This window comes from Reichenbachiella sp. (assembly GCF_965233835.1).
Lineage (GTDB): Bacteria > Bacteroidota > Bacteroidia > Cytophagales > Cyclobacteriaceae > Reichenbachiella.
Map to the genome: position 1 here is coordinate 3,439,060 of NZ_OZ247585.1, position 15,872 is coordinate 3,454,931.

The 15,872-nt window shown below is 38.0% G+C and carries 13 protein-coding genes and 1 other RNA gene; 6 read left to right on the forward strand and 8 right to left on the reverse strand.

The features are described from left to right. The first annotated feature begins 56 nt into the window (after positions 1-56). Positions 57-542, forward strand: coding sequence for a CAP domain-containing protein (locus tag ACO6S2_RS14555; protein ID WP_422359288.1), 486 nt, complete (start codon positions 57-59; stop codon positions 540-542). Here the strand turns inward: ACO6S2_RS14555 and ACO6S2_RS14560 are convergent. The 7 genes from ACO6S2_RS14560 to tsaD form a co-directional block, all read right to left on the reverse strand. Then, a complete protein-coding gene (locus ACO6S2_RS14560) occupies positions 539-1,873 on the reverse strand; it encodes a sensor histidine kinase (protein ID WP_422359289.1) in 1,335 nt (444 codons plus the stop codon). The genes ACO6S2_RS14555 and ACO6S2_RS14560 overlap by 4 nt on opposite strands. A gap of 98 nt (positions 1,874-1,971) precedes the next feature. Further along, positions 1,972-2,655, reverse strand: coding sequence for a DUF6989 domain-containing protein (locus ACO6S2_RS14565; protein ID WP_422359290.1), 684 nt, complete (start codon positions 2,653-2,655; stop codon positions 1,972-1,974). An 11-nt stretch (positions 2,656-2,666) separates the two neighbouring features. Beyond that, entirely contained in the window at positions 2,667-3,881 is a 1,215-nt protein-coding gene (locus ACO6S2_RS14570) for an oxygenase MpaB family protein (RefSeq protein WP_422359291.1), read from the reverse strand. Positions 3,882-3,975: 94 nt separating this feature from the next. Then, the gene (locus ACO6S2_RS14575; protein ID WP_422359292.1) at positions 3,976-4,485 is read right to left on the reverse strand and encodes an HNH endonuclease; all 510 of its coding nucleotides are present in this window, start codon (positions 4,483-4,485) and stop codon (positions 3,976-3,978) included. Positions 4,486-4,575: 90 nt separating this feature from the next. Then, positions 4,576-5,346, reverse strand: a complete 771-nt coding sequence (locus tag ACO6S2_RS14580; protein WP_422359293.1) for an NlpC/P60 family protein — start codon at positions 5,344-5,346, stop codon at positions 4,576-4,578. A 1-nt stretch (position 5,347) separates the two neighbouring features. Beyond that, on the reverse strand, positions 5,348-5,809 hold the full coding sequence (smpB, locus tag ACO6S2_RS14585) for an SsrA-binding protein SmpB (protein ID WP_422359294.1): 462 nt from the start codon (positions 5,807-5,809) through the stop codon (positions 5,348-5,350). A gap of 71 nt (positions 5,810-5,880) precedes the next feature. Next, positions 5,881-6,885 carry a tRNA (adenosine(37)-N6)-threonylcarbamoyltransferase complex transferase subunit TsaD gene (tsaD, locus tag ACO6S2_RS14590; protein WP_422359295.1) on the reverse strand — a complete coding sequence of 335 codons (1,005 nt, stop codon included), beginning with the start codon at positions 6,883-6,885 and terminating at the stop codon, positions 5,881-5,883. Positions 6,886-7,105: 220 nt separating this feature from the next. Here tsaD and ACO6S2_RS14595 point away from each other — a divergent pair, with 220 nt between their 5' ends. The 4 genes from ACO6S2_RS14595 (at position 7,106) to ACO6S2_RS14610 (ending at position 13,681) form a co-directional block, all read left to right on the forward strand. Then, complete coding sequence (locus ACO6S2_RS14595) at positions 7,106-11,602, forward strand: translocation/assembly module TamB domain-containing protein (RefSeq protein WP_422359296.1); 4,497 nt, start codon at positions 7,106-7,108, stop codon at positions 11,600-11,602. Positions 11,603-11,677: 75 nt separating this feature from the next. Further along, complete coding sequence (locus tag ACO6S2_RS14600; RefSeq protein ID WP_422359297.1) at positions 11,678-12,064, forward strand: hypothetical protein; 387 nt, start codon at positions 11,678-11,680, stop codon at positions 12,062-12,064. A 44-nt stretch (positions 12,065-12,108) separates the two neighbouring features. Continuing rightward, positions 12,109-12,509, forward strand: an RNA gene (gene rnpB, locus ACO6S2_RS14605) — RNase P RNA component class A. Positions 12,510-12,520: 11 nt separating this feature from the next. After that, positions 12,521-13,681, forward strand: coding sequence for a sigma-54-dependent transcriptional regulator (locus ACO6S2_RS14610; protein ID WP_422359298.1), 1,161 nt, complete (start codon positions 12,521-12,523; stop codon positions 13,679-13,681). A 272-nt stretch (positions 13,682-13,953) separates the two neighbouring features. Here the strand turns inward: ACO6S2_RS14610 and ACO6S2_RS14615 are convergent, their stop codons facing one another. Continuing rightward, positions 13,954-14,958: an acyl transferase gene (locus ACO6S2_RS14615; protein WP_422359299.1), complete on the reverse strand. Its 1,005-nt coding sequence runs from the start codon at positions 14,956-14,958 to the stop codon at positions 13,954-13,956. Between the two features lie 86 nt (positions 14,959-15,044). On the opposite strand from ACO6S2_RS14615, the gene ACO6S2_RS14620 reads away from it, so the two are divergent. Further along, positions 15,045-15,869: a hypothetical protein gene (locus ACO6S2_RS14620; RefSeq protein WP_422359300.1), complete on the forward strand. Its 825-nt coding sequence runs from the start codon at positions 15,045-15,047 to the stop codon at positions 15,867-15,869. Positions 15,870-15,872 lie beyond the last annotated feature (3 nt).

A 15,872-nucleotide genomic window follows, 5' to 3' on the forward strand; every position in this document is an offset into this window, starting at 1 on the left:
ATTATTGTAGAAAGTAAAGAGTAGATTTTTGTAAATTGATTTAAAATCAATCAGTAATGAAAAAGTCTACTCTTTTACTATCATTTGTTATATCTACGCATTTGCTAATGGCTCAAAAAGCGGATTCGGATGAAATAGATGTTTTGATAGAAAGGCACAATTTTTGGCGATCAGAAGTCGGAGTAAATGACATCAACTACTCCGACGAGTTGGCCGAAGTAGCCAACCAATGGGCCATTCAACTAAAGAAAAAGGGCTGTGCATTTGAACAAAGTGAAAATGCTTATGGAGAGAATTTATTCAAAGGAACGGTAGGTTACGTCGGTGCAAATGATGCCGTAGACTCTTGGGCAGCCGAAAAAAAGAATTATGACTACAAAAAAAACAAGTGTGAATCAGGAGAGATTTGCGGTCACTATACACAAGTAGTTTGGAAAAACACCACCGAAGTAGGCTGCGCCAAAACCATTTGTGATGGCTCTGTTATTTGGATCTGCAATTACAATCCTCCAGGCAATTTTGTTGGACAAAAACCTTACTAGGCCTCTACCATAGGAAACTCTACTCCGAAGGTGGATCCAACCCCAACTTCTCCTTCGTACCAAACACGTCCATTTAATAGCTCGGCATACCGCTTCACTAATGACAGCCCTAATCCTGAAGAACTTTCCCCATCAGTAGGTCTTGCACTTAGTTTGGCGAATTTTTTAAACAATTGCTCTTGTTCCTCGAGTTTAATCCCAGGTCCTTGGTCAGATACCTTTACCTGAACAAGGTCTTCCTGTTTTTCAATAAATACCCTGACTTGAGTATTATACTCAGAGAACTTTAATGCATTCGAAATAAAGTTCTCAAATATCAATGGCATATAAGTTCGGTCACCTTTTACCATAGCTGACTCAAGGCTATCTTCCAATATTAGTTTAATCTGTTTTTTGTGCGCAGACATTTCCATCTGTTCAACCATGTCTTTTAGCATTTCCTTTAAGTCGACCTGTTCCCAGTTAATCTTTAAGCTTTGCTGATCAGACAATTCCATTTCCAACACGCTATTAATCAGGTTTTGAGATTTTTCAGCTGATTGGCTGATCATCTCAACAAACTTGTTTCTTGTTTCTAAGTTTTCTTCTACACTCAATAAATGGATCAAACTTGTAATGTTGGACAAAGGATTCTTTAGGTCGTGTGCAAGAATCCTAATGATATATTCTTTCTCTTCAACGTGTTTCTGTAGATCTGCGGATTGAATACTAATGGTTTCTTTCTGCTGCTTAAGAATTTTATTTTTTTCTTCCAGTTCAGTCAAAGCCTTCCTTTGAATAGATTCAAAAACATATGCGATGAACAAGACAATAAGCAATAAACCTGGTAAAACTGAAACAAACCAAGCCGTTTTCATTTCTGGATTGTATTCCACCGGAAGCTTTTCTCCTTCCAAAGCCAACATGCCAAACCACTGCATCACCAAATAAGAAATTCCTCCCCAAGCTAAACCAGAAACCCTGTTCACTACTAGAATAGCTAACACTGGAATTGAAACTATCCATGGATAAATAGCTGACCAAATGCCACCGGAAAAATAAGTTAGTACAAATACTGCAAGAGCACCAATTAGCACGTACAGATTGCCAAGAATATTAAGTGGAATTTTTGTTTTGCACAACAAGGGAAGTAGTAAAAAACCTACTACATTAAAAATCATCAGCTGAACACCAAGTTGATACTCAAAGTAGACGCTAAGCCAGATGTAAGCATTAGAAAACAAGCTGGTAAGCAAACACGCCCTTACGAATAGACGAGCCCTTCTCAGTTTGTCTGGAACCGAAAAATATGCAGAGTGAATGAAGTAGTCAATTAGTGCAGAGACCTTCATACATAGCTTTTAGTGAAAAAATCAACCTTCTCTACTAATATAACGCGAAATACCATTCTTCCCCTCCTTGGTTCAACAAATTTATAAGCCAAAGATGTTTAGCCAGCTATTGAAAAAGCCAAAAAGGCACTTACCAGAATCCAAACTCCTTCTAGCACACCTAGTGAAAGCGTCTTTTTCAACGAATGATCCTCAGCATACTGAATGAGCAGAGGCAAAGAAAGGGATATTAATGCTTCACAAAAGATTACATAGACCGGGGCATTAAAGATCATCAGCGTATTATTTTTATACCACCACCAACCTGCATTGTTGGCTAAGTGTTCGTAGAGAGGAATATACATCCCTCCGGCCAAGCCAAGCATAATTGATGCCTTCGGTATTCCGAACTTCCGAGTCAACAAGACACCTATAAACCCAAGTTGCAGGATCACATTACTCCATGCAAAAGGCATATAAGCAGGAGAGCTCCATATCATTAATTCCTTGTTTGGATATACAAGACTGTTTATTGTTTCTACTAAATAATGATCCGTAATCAATTCTAAAACTCCTGCGACAGTCCCAAAAATTACTAGTCGAAGAATTAATGGATTTTTATATTTGACCGCATAGAACCAATAAAACCCATACAAGGAATAAGTAATAATACTAGCTGTAATTGGCCCTAAAGCTAAAATAGAGCTTATCAGAGACCAACCTACCAACACCGCAGCTGAGATTAAAATAGCTTTGGTGGTTTTTTTATCAAGGCCAGCAATCAAGTTTCTTTTTGTTTCCATAGTAGTCTTGGTTAGTTACCGGTTACTCCCCAGTTTTTTTTCAAAGAAGGGGGAATTAAAAAATGTGTGCGCTGGCCACTATTATAAAATTTGATAATCCCTTCCAGCAATACTTTATTGAAAGGTTTTGATATTTCATTCACAAAATTATCTCGCTCAAAGAAGCTGATCGTACCAGTCAGAAGCTTGGTGAGTTTAAGCACCAAATGATCTGCAGTGCCAACCTCATGATCAACACCAATGCACTTAGCCAAATCGACACCGCAAGCGTCAGAATACTCTTGTAAAAAGTTATGCATGAGGTAGCCGGGCAATTCATCAAAAGTATCCCCAGGTATCATATGGTTTACAAACTGAATACATGAACTCGTTAGAGCTTCCCCTGCAATGGAAGGCGCTGCCTGATGCTCGAGTATTTTTGTGGCCAGATGGAACCCTTCTTCATAAGTATCTGGCAACAGGTTTTCATTTATACCCATGAGATAGCCTACAACCTTCCATGAGTGCATATAGGCAGATATTTGCTCAGGTGTCAACTCTACTTTGAGTTGCTTTAATCCAGAAAGAATTACTGGAGCAAAAGACATGAGTGTACCAGCAAGATCCTCTTGATTAATTGGTTCTCCATAGGTTTCTACATCCCAATTTTTCCCATCTCTCCTATTTTTCAAATAGTAGCGAATAGAAGAATGAATCAAGCGCACCTTTTGAGTGGTAACAATACCTTGGCCACCTGTAGCCAATCCACCCGGAGACATGACGTTCAATACCATTTGTGCTGTTTCCATAAGGCGACGAGCTAGAGGATCTATGTCTCCTTTGTGAGACAGAAGCCTTCCAGTATCATAAAGGACTTGCGCACCTTTGGCGCACGTATAGCATAGCGGCAGTGAGCTGACATTGAGAAGCATAAAGACCTCTGGCCCGTAAGTAGCGAATACCCCTTCTCCTTTTAGTATTAAATCTTCGTCTGCCCATTCAGGCAAATGACAAGTGGATTCAAAGTATTCAAATAAGATTTGATTCAATTCAGCCCCCAACGACGCAAAGGTTTCCTTATCAAATTTATGGTTCTGAACGACAGTCATGAATATCTCATTGATTTGTCTCTCAAATCCGGAATTAATGATTTTAGCTATGGTTTCGTCTGCAATTGGATCTGTCTGTAATCGACATTGATCCAAGAATGGAGTGGTGATCTTTGAGCTATCAAAGGTCTCTTTCATACTTTAGATTGGTTACTTTTTCTCAATATAAAAAGTGAATATAACCAAACTGAATGAAGGGTGAGGCACTCCTAATAAATAATAAGCAGTTTTTTTAAGCAACTGCCGGAGCGTTCAAGTACGAAGCCCACTCCTTCTTCATTGCGCCTAGATTGTTGCGCAAAAACATGATATAGGATGGTTTGAAAGGCGGTCTCTTTAGTACCAGCCCCGCTTCTTCAAGCGTATGATTGCCTTTTTTTGCATTGCAGGCTTTGCAAGCGGTCACCAAGTTGTTCCAGGTAGATTTTCCTCCCTTAGATCTTGGCACCAGATGATCCAATGTGAGGTCGTTATCTATCCCACAATATTGACAAAGTCCGTGATCTCGTTTGAAGATGTTTTGCCGTGTAAGGACAACTCCCCGATAGGGAACATGAATATAATTCTTAATTTTAATAACAGCTGGCATTGGATAGGTAGTCGAAACCGTATGCAACTCTTCTTTATGGTCAGCCTCTAGCAATTCGGCTTTCTCCAAAAAAACAAGTAGGAATGCTCTCTGAACCGTACAAACCGTAAGGGGACTATAATCCTGATTCAAAACAAGTACTTTTCCTGACATTGCCTCTATTTTAGTATTACACCGATGTAATAGGCAATGAAAATAGCCAATTAAATGCTAAAATCGAAAATTAATCGATAGGATCACGCTCTAGGCCTGTTCGGGAACCAGTTTTTTAAGCAAAATTCGACGAGCACTTAATTGTTCGTCTCCTATTTCTGCCGAACTTACTTTTTTTACTTCACCACCGCTTACTCCAGCATATTCATCCCCTCCTAAAAAGATATATCCCAACTCTGACTTACTACCAGCGAATAGTAAATCACCAGGAATCATGTCATCCAAATTACTAACCTCTTGACCTGATTTCATTTGTTCTTCCACAGTACGGGGCAGTTTGTATCCACATACTTTAAAAACCTGTTGAATAAAACCACCTGCATCAACTCCAAATGGTGTTTTTCCACCAGGCAATAAAGGCGCATTTAGGAACTTTTTCATCACCTCTTTTAGGTATTCAAATTCCCTTTTTTGAGCAAGACTTTTCGATTCTCCATTGAAGGCCACTTGCTCTTCAAGTTTAAACAACTCATTGGTTGATATGGGCAGTACACTTCCAAACAGAATATGAACATGTTTTTTTTGAAAGTAAATCGTGCCACTCAGGTCGATGCATACCTTATAATCAGAAAGGTTTACTTGGTTGAAGTATTCTTCACTGATCGGGGTATGTTGATTTTTGTTGATCCAGCCAGTAGAATTATCGAAATGCAACTGAATTTGCATCATATCCTTCTTTTCGTCTAACACAGAATAATGCTCTCCAAAAAGTAGTTCTGAGGTTAAATCAGAATCGCTTTTAGGTTTGGCTCGCATGGCCACTACACTCAATCGGCAAATACCCTTAGGGTTATCACTCATGCTAATATTGATTTCGTTCAAGCTCTCTTTTTACATCTTTCTCTTTGATGCTATCTCTCTTGTCATGAATCTTCTTTCCTTTAGCTAGTGCCAATTCGAGTTTGGCGTATCCCTTGTCATTCACAAAAAGTCGTAGTGGAATAATCGTCAGGCCTTTTTCCTGGCTTTTAGAATCTATTTTATCCAGTTCAACTCGGTTCAATAACAATTTTCTTTCTCTCAATGGTTCGTGGTTATTAAAAGTACCCTGCTCATATACAGCGATATGCATACCCTTAATAAACATCTCTCCCTTGGAGATATAACAATAAGCTTCTTGCAAACTGGCCTTACCTTCTTTGATGGACTTTATTTCGGTGCCCTTGAGCACCAAGCCAGCTACATATTTGTCGATAAATTCAAACTCGTAATTTGCTTTCTTGTTTCGAATATTTACTTGATTTGAAAATCTCCCCTTACTCATCGTTACACTATCGAATTAAAGTTATAATTTTTATTATATCTGGCTAAAATCCAAAAATGAATTGGACAATTTTAGAATTTCATTCTTGGCATGGGTGAAGCGGTAAGCGGTGCTGTGTCTCCGGCCAGCCATTGATAATGTGCTGTCATTGCTATCATACCAGCATTGTCGGTACAGTACTCAAATCGTGGAATGAAAGTTTCCCAACCCTTTTCAGCAGCCATGTCTTCTAATTTTTTTCTCAACCCACTGTTCGCGGAAACCCCACCAGCAATAGCCACCTGGCTCACACCTTCCTGTTTTACTGCCAATTCTACCTTCTCCATCAACATATCAATCAAATGTCTTTGAATACTGGCACACAGATCATTTTTATTGTTCTCTACAAAATCTGCACCCTTCATACTCTCCTTATTCAGGAAATTCATGAAACCAGTTTTAATGCCACTAAAAGAATAATCTAAACCAGGCATTGATGTTTCATTGAATGTAAACTTTTGTTTGTCTCCTTCTTTGGCTAATTTATCTATCAGAGGACCACCAGGATACGGCAACCCCATCAGTTTCGCACATTTGTCAAAGGCTTCTCCCACCGCATCATCCGTAGTTTGACCTAAAACAGTCATATCCAGATAGTCATCCACTCTCACAATCTGAGTATGTCCTCCGCTAACCGTTAGGCACAAAAAGGGAAACTTAGGTTTTGGTTCTTCGATGAAATGCGCCAATATATGCGCCTTCATATGATGCACTCCAATCAATGGAATATCTAAAGCCAAAGCCATAGATTTTGCAAATGCTCCACCAACCAATAAGGCTCCGAGTAAACCGGGGCCCTGCGTAAAAGCAATGGCTGACAAGTCAGAAATTGTAACGTTGGCCGTGCTCATAGCTTCTTTCACCACTGGTCCGATCGCCTGCTGGTGAGCACGAGAGGCTAATTCCGGCACCACTCCTCCATATTTACTGTGTATTTCCTGTGTCGCAATCACGTTGTTCATCACCTTACCATCTATGCATACGGAAGCAGACGTCTCATCACATGAAGACTCTATAGCCAGAATAACATTTTTCACGTTTAATACTTTGTTTGATTGTAATAGTTGAAGCTCAAAAGTACAAATCTGGGCATATTTTTTGTACCATCAATCAAAGTTCCGTAATTACCGATGATTATTGTTTAAATAATCCAAATTACTTTTGCGGAGCAGTAGTTTCATGAAGGAAAATTCTCAAAAAAATTCAAAATTAAGACGCAGGCTATCGAGGCTCTTTTTGTGGCTTCCTATTCTATTGGTGGCTTTAGGAATTTTGGTTTTTTCCATTTTTCAAATACCGAAAATTCAAACCAGGTTCCTCAATAAGGTCTCCTTTCTCATTGCTGAAAATACTGGATTCGATGTAAGTATAGGGCACGCCAATCTGACCTGGTTTGATCACATGGTTCTTCAAAATGTTCGATTATACGATCATCAAAATGACAGCACGCTCATTTCAGTCAAAAACATAAAAGTAGATTTTAAACTTTTTGATTTTCTAGTCAACAGAAAATTGAATGCAGACAAGCTAGAACTTGAACGCCCTTACGTACACGTGATCAAAGAGAATGACTCTACCGAAGTCAACATTTCACGGTTTATTACGGACTTAAAAGACATCTTTAAGAAAAACAGAAAAAACAAAGAGAAAAAAACAGCACTTACATTGGATGAAATTCTAATTGAAGATGGGCTGTTTTCATACAATGACCTGAGATATAATCCCATATCAGAGGGTAAAGATTATCGTCATTTTGCCTTTGATTCCATACAGGCTCATGTTTCTTATTTCGCCTTCATAAATGACAGCCTTGGAATGAATATTAATCACCTTACTTCCATTGACCCTGAAGATCAACTGAACATCAAGGAATTTATAAGTGATTTTTCCTTCACAAAAAAACAAATGACTTTTTCAAACTTAACCCTGCAAACAAGTCAAAGTCTGATTCAAGATTCGCTGATATTTAAGTACGACCACCCCTCTCAGTTTAAGTATTTCACTGACAGCATTTCATTCTATGCCAACCTAAATAATTCAGTAATTAGCACCAATGAAATTGCCTTGTTCAGCCCAGCTCTATCTGAAATGGAGCAAAAATTAGATATTACAGCACAAGTTTCGGGTTCAATTGATCGACTCAAAATTATGAACTTCGATATTCGATCTAAAGGAAAAACAAAGTTTGGAGGTAATGCAGAATTTTATGGTTTACCAAAAATTAAAGAGACCTTCATTAACCTTGAAATTGAACAGTCCATTATAGATCCTGCTGACATTAATAACCTTATTCCTTCGAACATTCAACAACAAGCATTAAATGTAGGGGCCATTGACTTTAAGGGAAGCTTTATGGGCTTTCTTACAGATTTTGTTGCTAATGGACATTTGATATCATCGGTAGGTCAAATAAACACGGATATTAACTTTAAAATAAAAGAAAACAACAAGGCTTGGTATTCAGGAGGGCTGATTTTGAAGCATTTTGATCTAAGAAGTATCTTCCCTAATCAAAAGGACCTAAAGCACATTACTCTAAATGGAAATATCGATGGAAGTGGTTTAAGAACAAATAATACTGACTTTATTCTAAACGCCCATGTGGACTCACTTCGAATTAAAGATTATAATTATCAAAATTTGGCTACCAATGGACATTTTAAATTGGGTTTTTTTGATGGCAAACTTTCGGCCAAAGATCCTAACCTTAATTTTGATGGAGAGGTCAAAGTAGATTTAAAAGATCAAAGAAATAAGGTCAACATCAAAGCCAAATTAGATACGGTCAATCTCTATGCCATTGGATTAACTAAACAGGCCTTCAACCTTTCATCATTCGTAGATATTGACATGAAAGGGCTCAAAATGGATGACTTGGTAGGCTATATATCTCTATACGACAACCATGTTGCATATGAAGACAAACTTCTCCATGTAGATTCAGTTAAATTTTTATCTTCCTTAATCGGCTCCGAACGCCTCATTCATTTCGAAACAGATGGTTTAACAGGTGAAATGAAAGGTGAATTTCGAAACAGTGTATTCTTAAGAACAATTAAAGAATTCTACCAAGAAGTTAAACTTAATCTTGAAAACAATGAGGAAGACCTAGAGCGGTACTATGCAGATAAGTTGGATGCCGAACTTGAAAAGTATGATGTGAAGGTTGATCTGAATTTTTGGGATTTAAATAAATTCGTCAAGCCTTTTTTTCCGGAATTTGACATATCCAAAGAAGTTAAACTTCAAGGTTCATTTATTCAGGACAGTACATCAAGGCTTACATTGTTTGGCGCCATTGATTCATTGACCCTTAAGAATGTTTCACTATCTAAAAATTACCTGGACATCAATATCTCCAAAGACTACTTTGGAAGAAATACCTTTGCCTCTGCTTTTGCTTCTTCAAACAACCAAAGTTGGTCTGACAAATACGAAACAGAAAATGCCTTCGCCGATATCATTTGGTACAAAGACAGCATGACAGTCGCGATGAACATAGAACAACCTGAATTTTCAAATAGCCTGACCATTGAATCTTCAGTTCGCTTTTTCACTGATTCGACACAAGTACACTTCCAAAACTCAAATATTGAAATACTAGGAAAACAATGGACATGGGACTCATTAAACAAAATAACTAACAAGAATGAAGAATGGGTTTTTAATAGTGTCAAAGCCTCGAATGGTTCCGAAAAGTTAGAAGTATCCGGCATCTACTCACTCAAATCTCCTGAATCACTTTTCATAGATTTAAAAGATTTCAATATTCAAAATATTCAATCTTTAGTAGCCAACAAAGTAGAAGGTACGATAGATGGGCGTATAAAAATCAAAAGACAACCCGAAAATGACTTAATTGAAGGAAACCTTATAGCTCGCACTTTGAAAATTGAGGACTTTATGGTGGGAGACCTTTTTGGTGTTTCAAAGTGGGAAAGTGAATCTGAGCGCTTAGTAATGAACATAGACTTAGTTCATAATGGAAAGAAGAAAATTGACATCTCTGGTCATTACTACCCGAAAAAAGATGTTGATCAACTGAACCTCACGGCAAAATTCGATAGCGCTGATTTAAAAATAGCAGAACCATTTCTTAAAAAGAACTTCTCAAACATTGGCGGAATGGCTTCTGGTCAATTCAACATTCTGGGAACACCTAAATACCCTATCCTCAAAGGCACTGGAAAAGTTACAAATGGAGCGGTGCTAGTTAACTACCTGAACACTCGATATCAATTCAACGGCAACTTAATTTTTGACGAAAATGAAATAAGCACCAACAATTTAGTTTTAACTGATAATGAAAAAAATACAGCCTACCTGACTGGGGGTATCTTTCATGATGGCTTTAAAAACCTCGTTCTGGATTTTCAAGGTGAGTTCGAAAACTTCAAACTACTAAATACTTCAGCAGCAGATAATGATGCGTATTACGGCGTAGCCTATGGAACAGGCAGCGTTGATTTCCTTGGTGCCATAGACAACATTCAGATTACAGCTGAAGCACAAACCACCAAAGGTACCAGACTCTCCATTCCTCTTGGAGAATCTTCTGATTCACAAATTGAACAGAAAGAATACATCGAATTTGTCGACTTAAAGGATAAGCAAAGTGCACAAAAAGTAATTGAAGAGGTACACACACAAGAAAAACTAAAAATTAAAGGTGTTGAGTTAGATTTTGATTTAGAGTTTACACCTGATGCCTATGTTGAGCTAATTTTTGATGTTCAGGCCGGCGATATCATCAGAGGTCGCGGAAATGGTAACATTGAACTTCAAATCAACACTGATGGCGACTTTACTATGTTTGGCGACTATACGATCGAAACCGGAGGATATAACTTCACGCTTTACAACATCATTAATAAAGAGTTTGATATCAAAAAAGGCAGTACCATATCATGGTATGGCGACCCATACAGAGCTATATTAGATATCTCAGCTTCCTATAGGCAGTTGGCTTCCCTAGCCCCTTTGATGGTTCGCTTCTTGGACCCTGATGACATCAACTCTCCTGAGACTCGAAAAAAATACCCTTCTATTGTAGAATTGAAGCTGAAAGGAAACTTGTTGGCACCGGACATAAAATTTGATATCAATATCGAAGATTACCCTCCAAACAACCAACTACCTAATAGCTCTGTTACATTAGATGAAGTAGTCACAGCATTTAAGGCAAGCTTGAGAAATAACGAGCAGGAAATGAATCGGCAAGTATTCAGTTTGATTATTTTAAGAAAATTTTCAACTGAAAACAGTTTCCAAGTCAATAGTCAAACCCTGGGTAATAGTTTAAGTGAATTCGTTTCTAATCAGCTCAGTTATTGGGCCACACAGGTGGATGAAAACCTGGAAGTAGATGTAGATTTAGCAGGTTTGTCTGATGATGCTTATAATACCTTTCAACTGAGGCTATCATACACCTTCCTTGATGGAAGGCTCCGAGTTACCAGAGGAGGTAATTTACCCAACCAGGAAACCAAAGGAGATGTCAGTACGATTATAGGCGATTGGACTGTTGAATATTTGTTAACTGAAGACGGTAGATTTAGAGTAAAAATGTACAGTCGCTCCGATCTTGACGATATCAATTCCCAGCTAGGTGAAAGTAACTTTGAAACTGGCTTTAGTCTCCAATATATCAAAAGCTTCGACCAACTTAATCAGATTCTTTCCGACAACAGAAAAAAGAATATCTCAAAAAGAGAAAGTAGTTCAGAAGAGTCAAAAGCATTAAAAGAAATCTAAAATATTCCTTATTTAGACTTCTACTAACCCTTTATTATGATTACTTTTAGATAAGAAAATAAAAACTACTCATAGATGGAATTGAATAATTTCATGAAGTCCTACGCCGAAGAAATCAAAGGCAACTTTTCTGAATATGATGATCAGAGATCAGTGATCGTTGTACCACTCGAAATGGATCGGCAACAAGCCGTTGTAGGTGAAATTGATCATGAGAATAATCTTATCTCAATATCTTCTAAAGTATGTGTGGCTGAAGAAAATTTAAGGTTCAAAGAATTGCTCGAAGAGAACCACAGATCCACTTATGGGAAATTTACTATTGTTAATGATTTTCTTAAAGTAGAATCAAGATCTCCAGCCGATTCTATATCAGATGATTATCTCAAGTGTGCCATTCAAGAAGTGGCGCATCTCGCAGACAAGTGGGAACTCAGCATCACTGGTCAGGATATATTTTAGTCACACCAACTCTTATCCGCAACTGTAATATTTATTAGTTTTGTTTCATAGGCTGCCTTATCGTTCCGATTAATCGGAAAGGAAAGTCCGGGCAACATAGAGCATCGTACTTCCTAACGGGAAGTCCCGATTTATCGGGAAGAAAGTGCAACAGAAAACAAACCGCCCTGACAAAGTTTACTTTCGTCAGTGGTAAGGGTGAAATGGTGAGGTAAGAGCTCACCGTCTCGATGGTGACATCGGGAGCTAGGTAAACCTTACGAGTTGAAAGATCAAATAGGTTCTGCAAGGAGTGGCTCGCTCCGATCTCGATAGCTATCGGGAATGTAGAATGGGTAGATTGATAGATTTTAGCAGCAATGCTGAAACTAGATAAATGATAAGGGCCCATCCCGATAGCTATCGGGATGGGATACAGAACCCGGCTTATAGGCCTATTTTAATATTGAAACCAATATGACAAAAATTTTAATTATTGACGATGAAAAAAGCATTCGTCACACCCTACGCGAAATTCTTGAATACGAAAAGTATCAAATTGAAGAAGCTGAAAATGGAAAAGTCGGTTTAGAAAAGCTGAAAGAAGAAGATTTTGATGTCGTACTTTGCGATGTAAAAATGCCTGAAATGGATGGAATTGAAGTACTCGAACAGGCTCAAGCACTTGATCACACACCTCAATTCATTATGATCTCCGCCCACGGCAACATTGAAACAGCCGTTGATGCAACAAAAAAAGGCGCTTACGACTTCATTCAGAAACCACCAGATCTGAACAGGCTTCTGCTAACGATTAAGAATGCATTAGACAAATCTGACCTCATTCAAGAAACCAAAGTCTTAAAAAAGAAAGTAGCCAAGTCACTTGAAATAGTTGGAGAATCGAAATCTATCCAGGAGGTAAAAGAAACCATAGAAAAGGTGGCTGGAACCGAGGCCAGGGTTCTAATCACTGGCGAAAACGGTACGGGCAAAGAACTTGTAGCAAATGCTGTTCACAAATTGAGCAACAGAAGCAAAAAGCCACTAGTAGAGGTCAATTGCGCCGCAATTCCATCTGAACTGATAGAAAGTGAACTTTTTGGTCATGAAAAAGGCTCCTTCACTTCAGCTGTAAAACAACGGATCGGCAAGTTCGAGCAAGCGAATAACGGCACCCTGTTTCTAGATGAAATTGGCGATATGAGTCTTTCAGCACAAGCTAAAGTTCTTCGTGCGTTACAAGAAAATAAGATCACTCGTGTGGGTGGTGAAAAAGAAATAAAAGTAAATGTTAGAGTACTTGCTGCTACCAACAAAGACCTCAAAGAGGAGATCAATCAAAAACGCTTTAGAGAAGACCTATACCATCGTTTAAGTGTTATTCTTATCAAAGCACCGTCCCTTAAAGAAAGAGTAGACGATATTCCATTGCTGGTTGATAAATTCCTTGAAGATATTGCGGCTGAATACGGTACAAGCAAAAAAGCAATAGACGAAAAAGCTCTAGATCAGCTCAAAAAAGGAGCCTGGACTGGAAACATTAGGGAGCTAAGAAATGTAGTGGAAAGACTTATAATTATGTCAGAAGACAAAATCACAGCCGATGATGTAAAAAAATATGCGGACACCAACTAGTGATCCGCATAGTAAAATATTTTTAACCTCTTTATTTTTTACTTAGACAGTTCTGTCGAATTCACATCACCTTTTGCATAAGTGGGACATGTTCTTTGAGTGCATGCGCTCATTGCAAAAACTACCAGGGCTACTATTAGTATTTTTATTTTCATCTTATGTTATTATCAATTACCTGCTTCAATATTAGAACATAAATATATAAAAAATATTACACTTTCGGTGAAATATTGATTTTCTGTAAAATATTAGCTGAGTTATTCATCCAACGGTTAAACAACCATCAAATTGCATCCCCTAATGTCGGAATTATCCAACCTTCCCAGTATTTCAAACTCCCCATTTCCATTCAACCGCCCTAAATCTCTTGTCTCGAGAAATGCACAAGAATGCACATTAGCAAGGTCTATCACATTTACTCCACCTGTCTTACCGCATTCCAAATATGAAAAAGGATCTTCCGGGTCCCGAATCAAAATTTTCATCTGATCAGGTAGTTTATATGTGTTTGCATCGAATGAATAAGCCTGCGAGAGCAGCTCTGTCATTCCGTATTCTGAATGAATCTGAACCTCTCCCAAGCCCTCATGAAGAATGGTATAAAATTCACTTTTCACCATGTCCTTCCTCCTACCCTTCATTCCTCCTGTTTCAATAATTTTAAGACCATCCAACTTCACATCATATTCTTTCGCCCTATCCACCAAATCCAACAAGGCATAGCCCACTCCAAATAGTACGACCGATTTATCCGAAACGCTTAGAGTCTTTTGCAAATCACTCAAAAGGTCATCCAACCGCTCAAGGTAAAATCCTCCTCCTTGACCTTTCACTCCCTTCGTAACAAAAAAATCTACCATCTTAACTAAGGATGAATGGCCTTGTTCTTGATAAGAAGGCAGTAAGGCAAAAAATTGAAAATCAGAAAGTTCCTTATACAATTGCTCAAAAATTGATTCAGCATTGGCTAGGTAATAACGGGAATCCTCAATAAAATGTCGACTTCTATTCGACCCTGTAGTCCCGCTACTCAAATAAATTTCTTCCTCGATCCATTCACCCGTTTTTATTTCATGGTTTTTAAAAAAATCTATGGGTAAAAATGGCACTTCGTAAAGACTCTGAATTCTACTCTGGTCTATACTCAAATAATCAAGATATTTTCGATACACCGAACACTTCTGTGCCTGGTAGTGAAACAGCTCCATTGCCACCTCATCAAAAGATTGATGATTAACTTTGCTACTCTTTTTTTTGAAACTATTTAAAAGCTTCATAAGTTAGAAATAGTAAGGGATTAGAAGAGATCAATTGTATTAATATTGGTATTTTTAGCAAATGTAATTTTAATTGGATGAAGGGAATGTTAAAATTTTGGAATAAAGTTTTGTTGGCTCCATTTCTTGCTATTTGCATAGCAATAGCTGGGCAATCCTGCCAGGAACCGGATCCATTCCCTACTACACCTCAAATTCAATTCAATAATCTCCAATACGTAGAGCTTACTGAAAACGGCAACCCTGACTCTTTAATCTTATATTTTGACTTTCAGGATGGCGATGGAAACTTAGGTATTGAAGGAGATGAAAATTACCCGCCCTACCAAGACTATAATTTCTACTTTGACGCCAATAACCAATTGATTACGTACAATCAAGCTGAAGTAGATCTTCCTATGACAGTCTATGACCCGGAAGAAGATGCTGTCATTGAAATCAATGAAGACATTAGACCTTCATATGACTGTATTAATTATGAAATTCTTTATGTGAATTATGAAGACAGAACCTACCTTCTACCAGGAACAGACCCTGACGAGATAGACTCAGACCTTTATGAGCAAGACACGATTTTTCTTGAGAAGAATCCTTTCAGAAACAATATTGAAGTTCAGTATTATCGAAAAAGAGGTAATAACAACTATGAAGAAATAGACTGGAGATATCTAACCAGCGAATACGGCTGCGGCATTTCATTTGATGGACGATTTCCTATTCTGGATTTTGAAAGCGCAGGTGAGTCGGCTTCTTTAGAAGGCACCATTAAATATGCTATGGTCTCCACTGGTTTTAGAACTGTCCTCAGAAAAGACACGTTTAGTATCAAATTCAGAATAATGGACAGAAGCCGAAATCGAAGCGAATATGCAGAAACAGGCGATGTAACTTTAGATCAACTAATCAGGTAAACG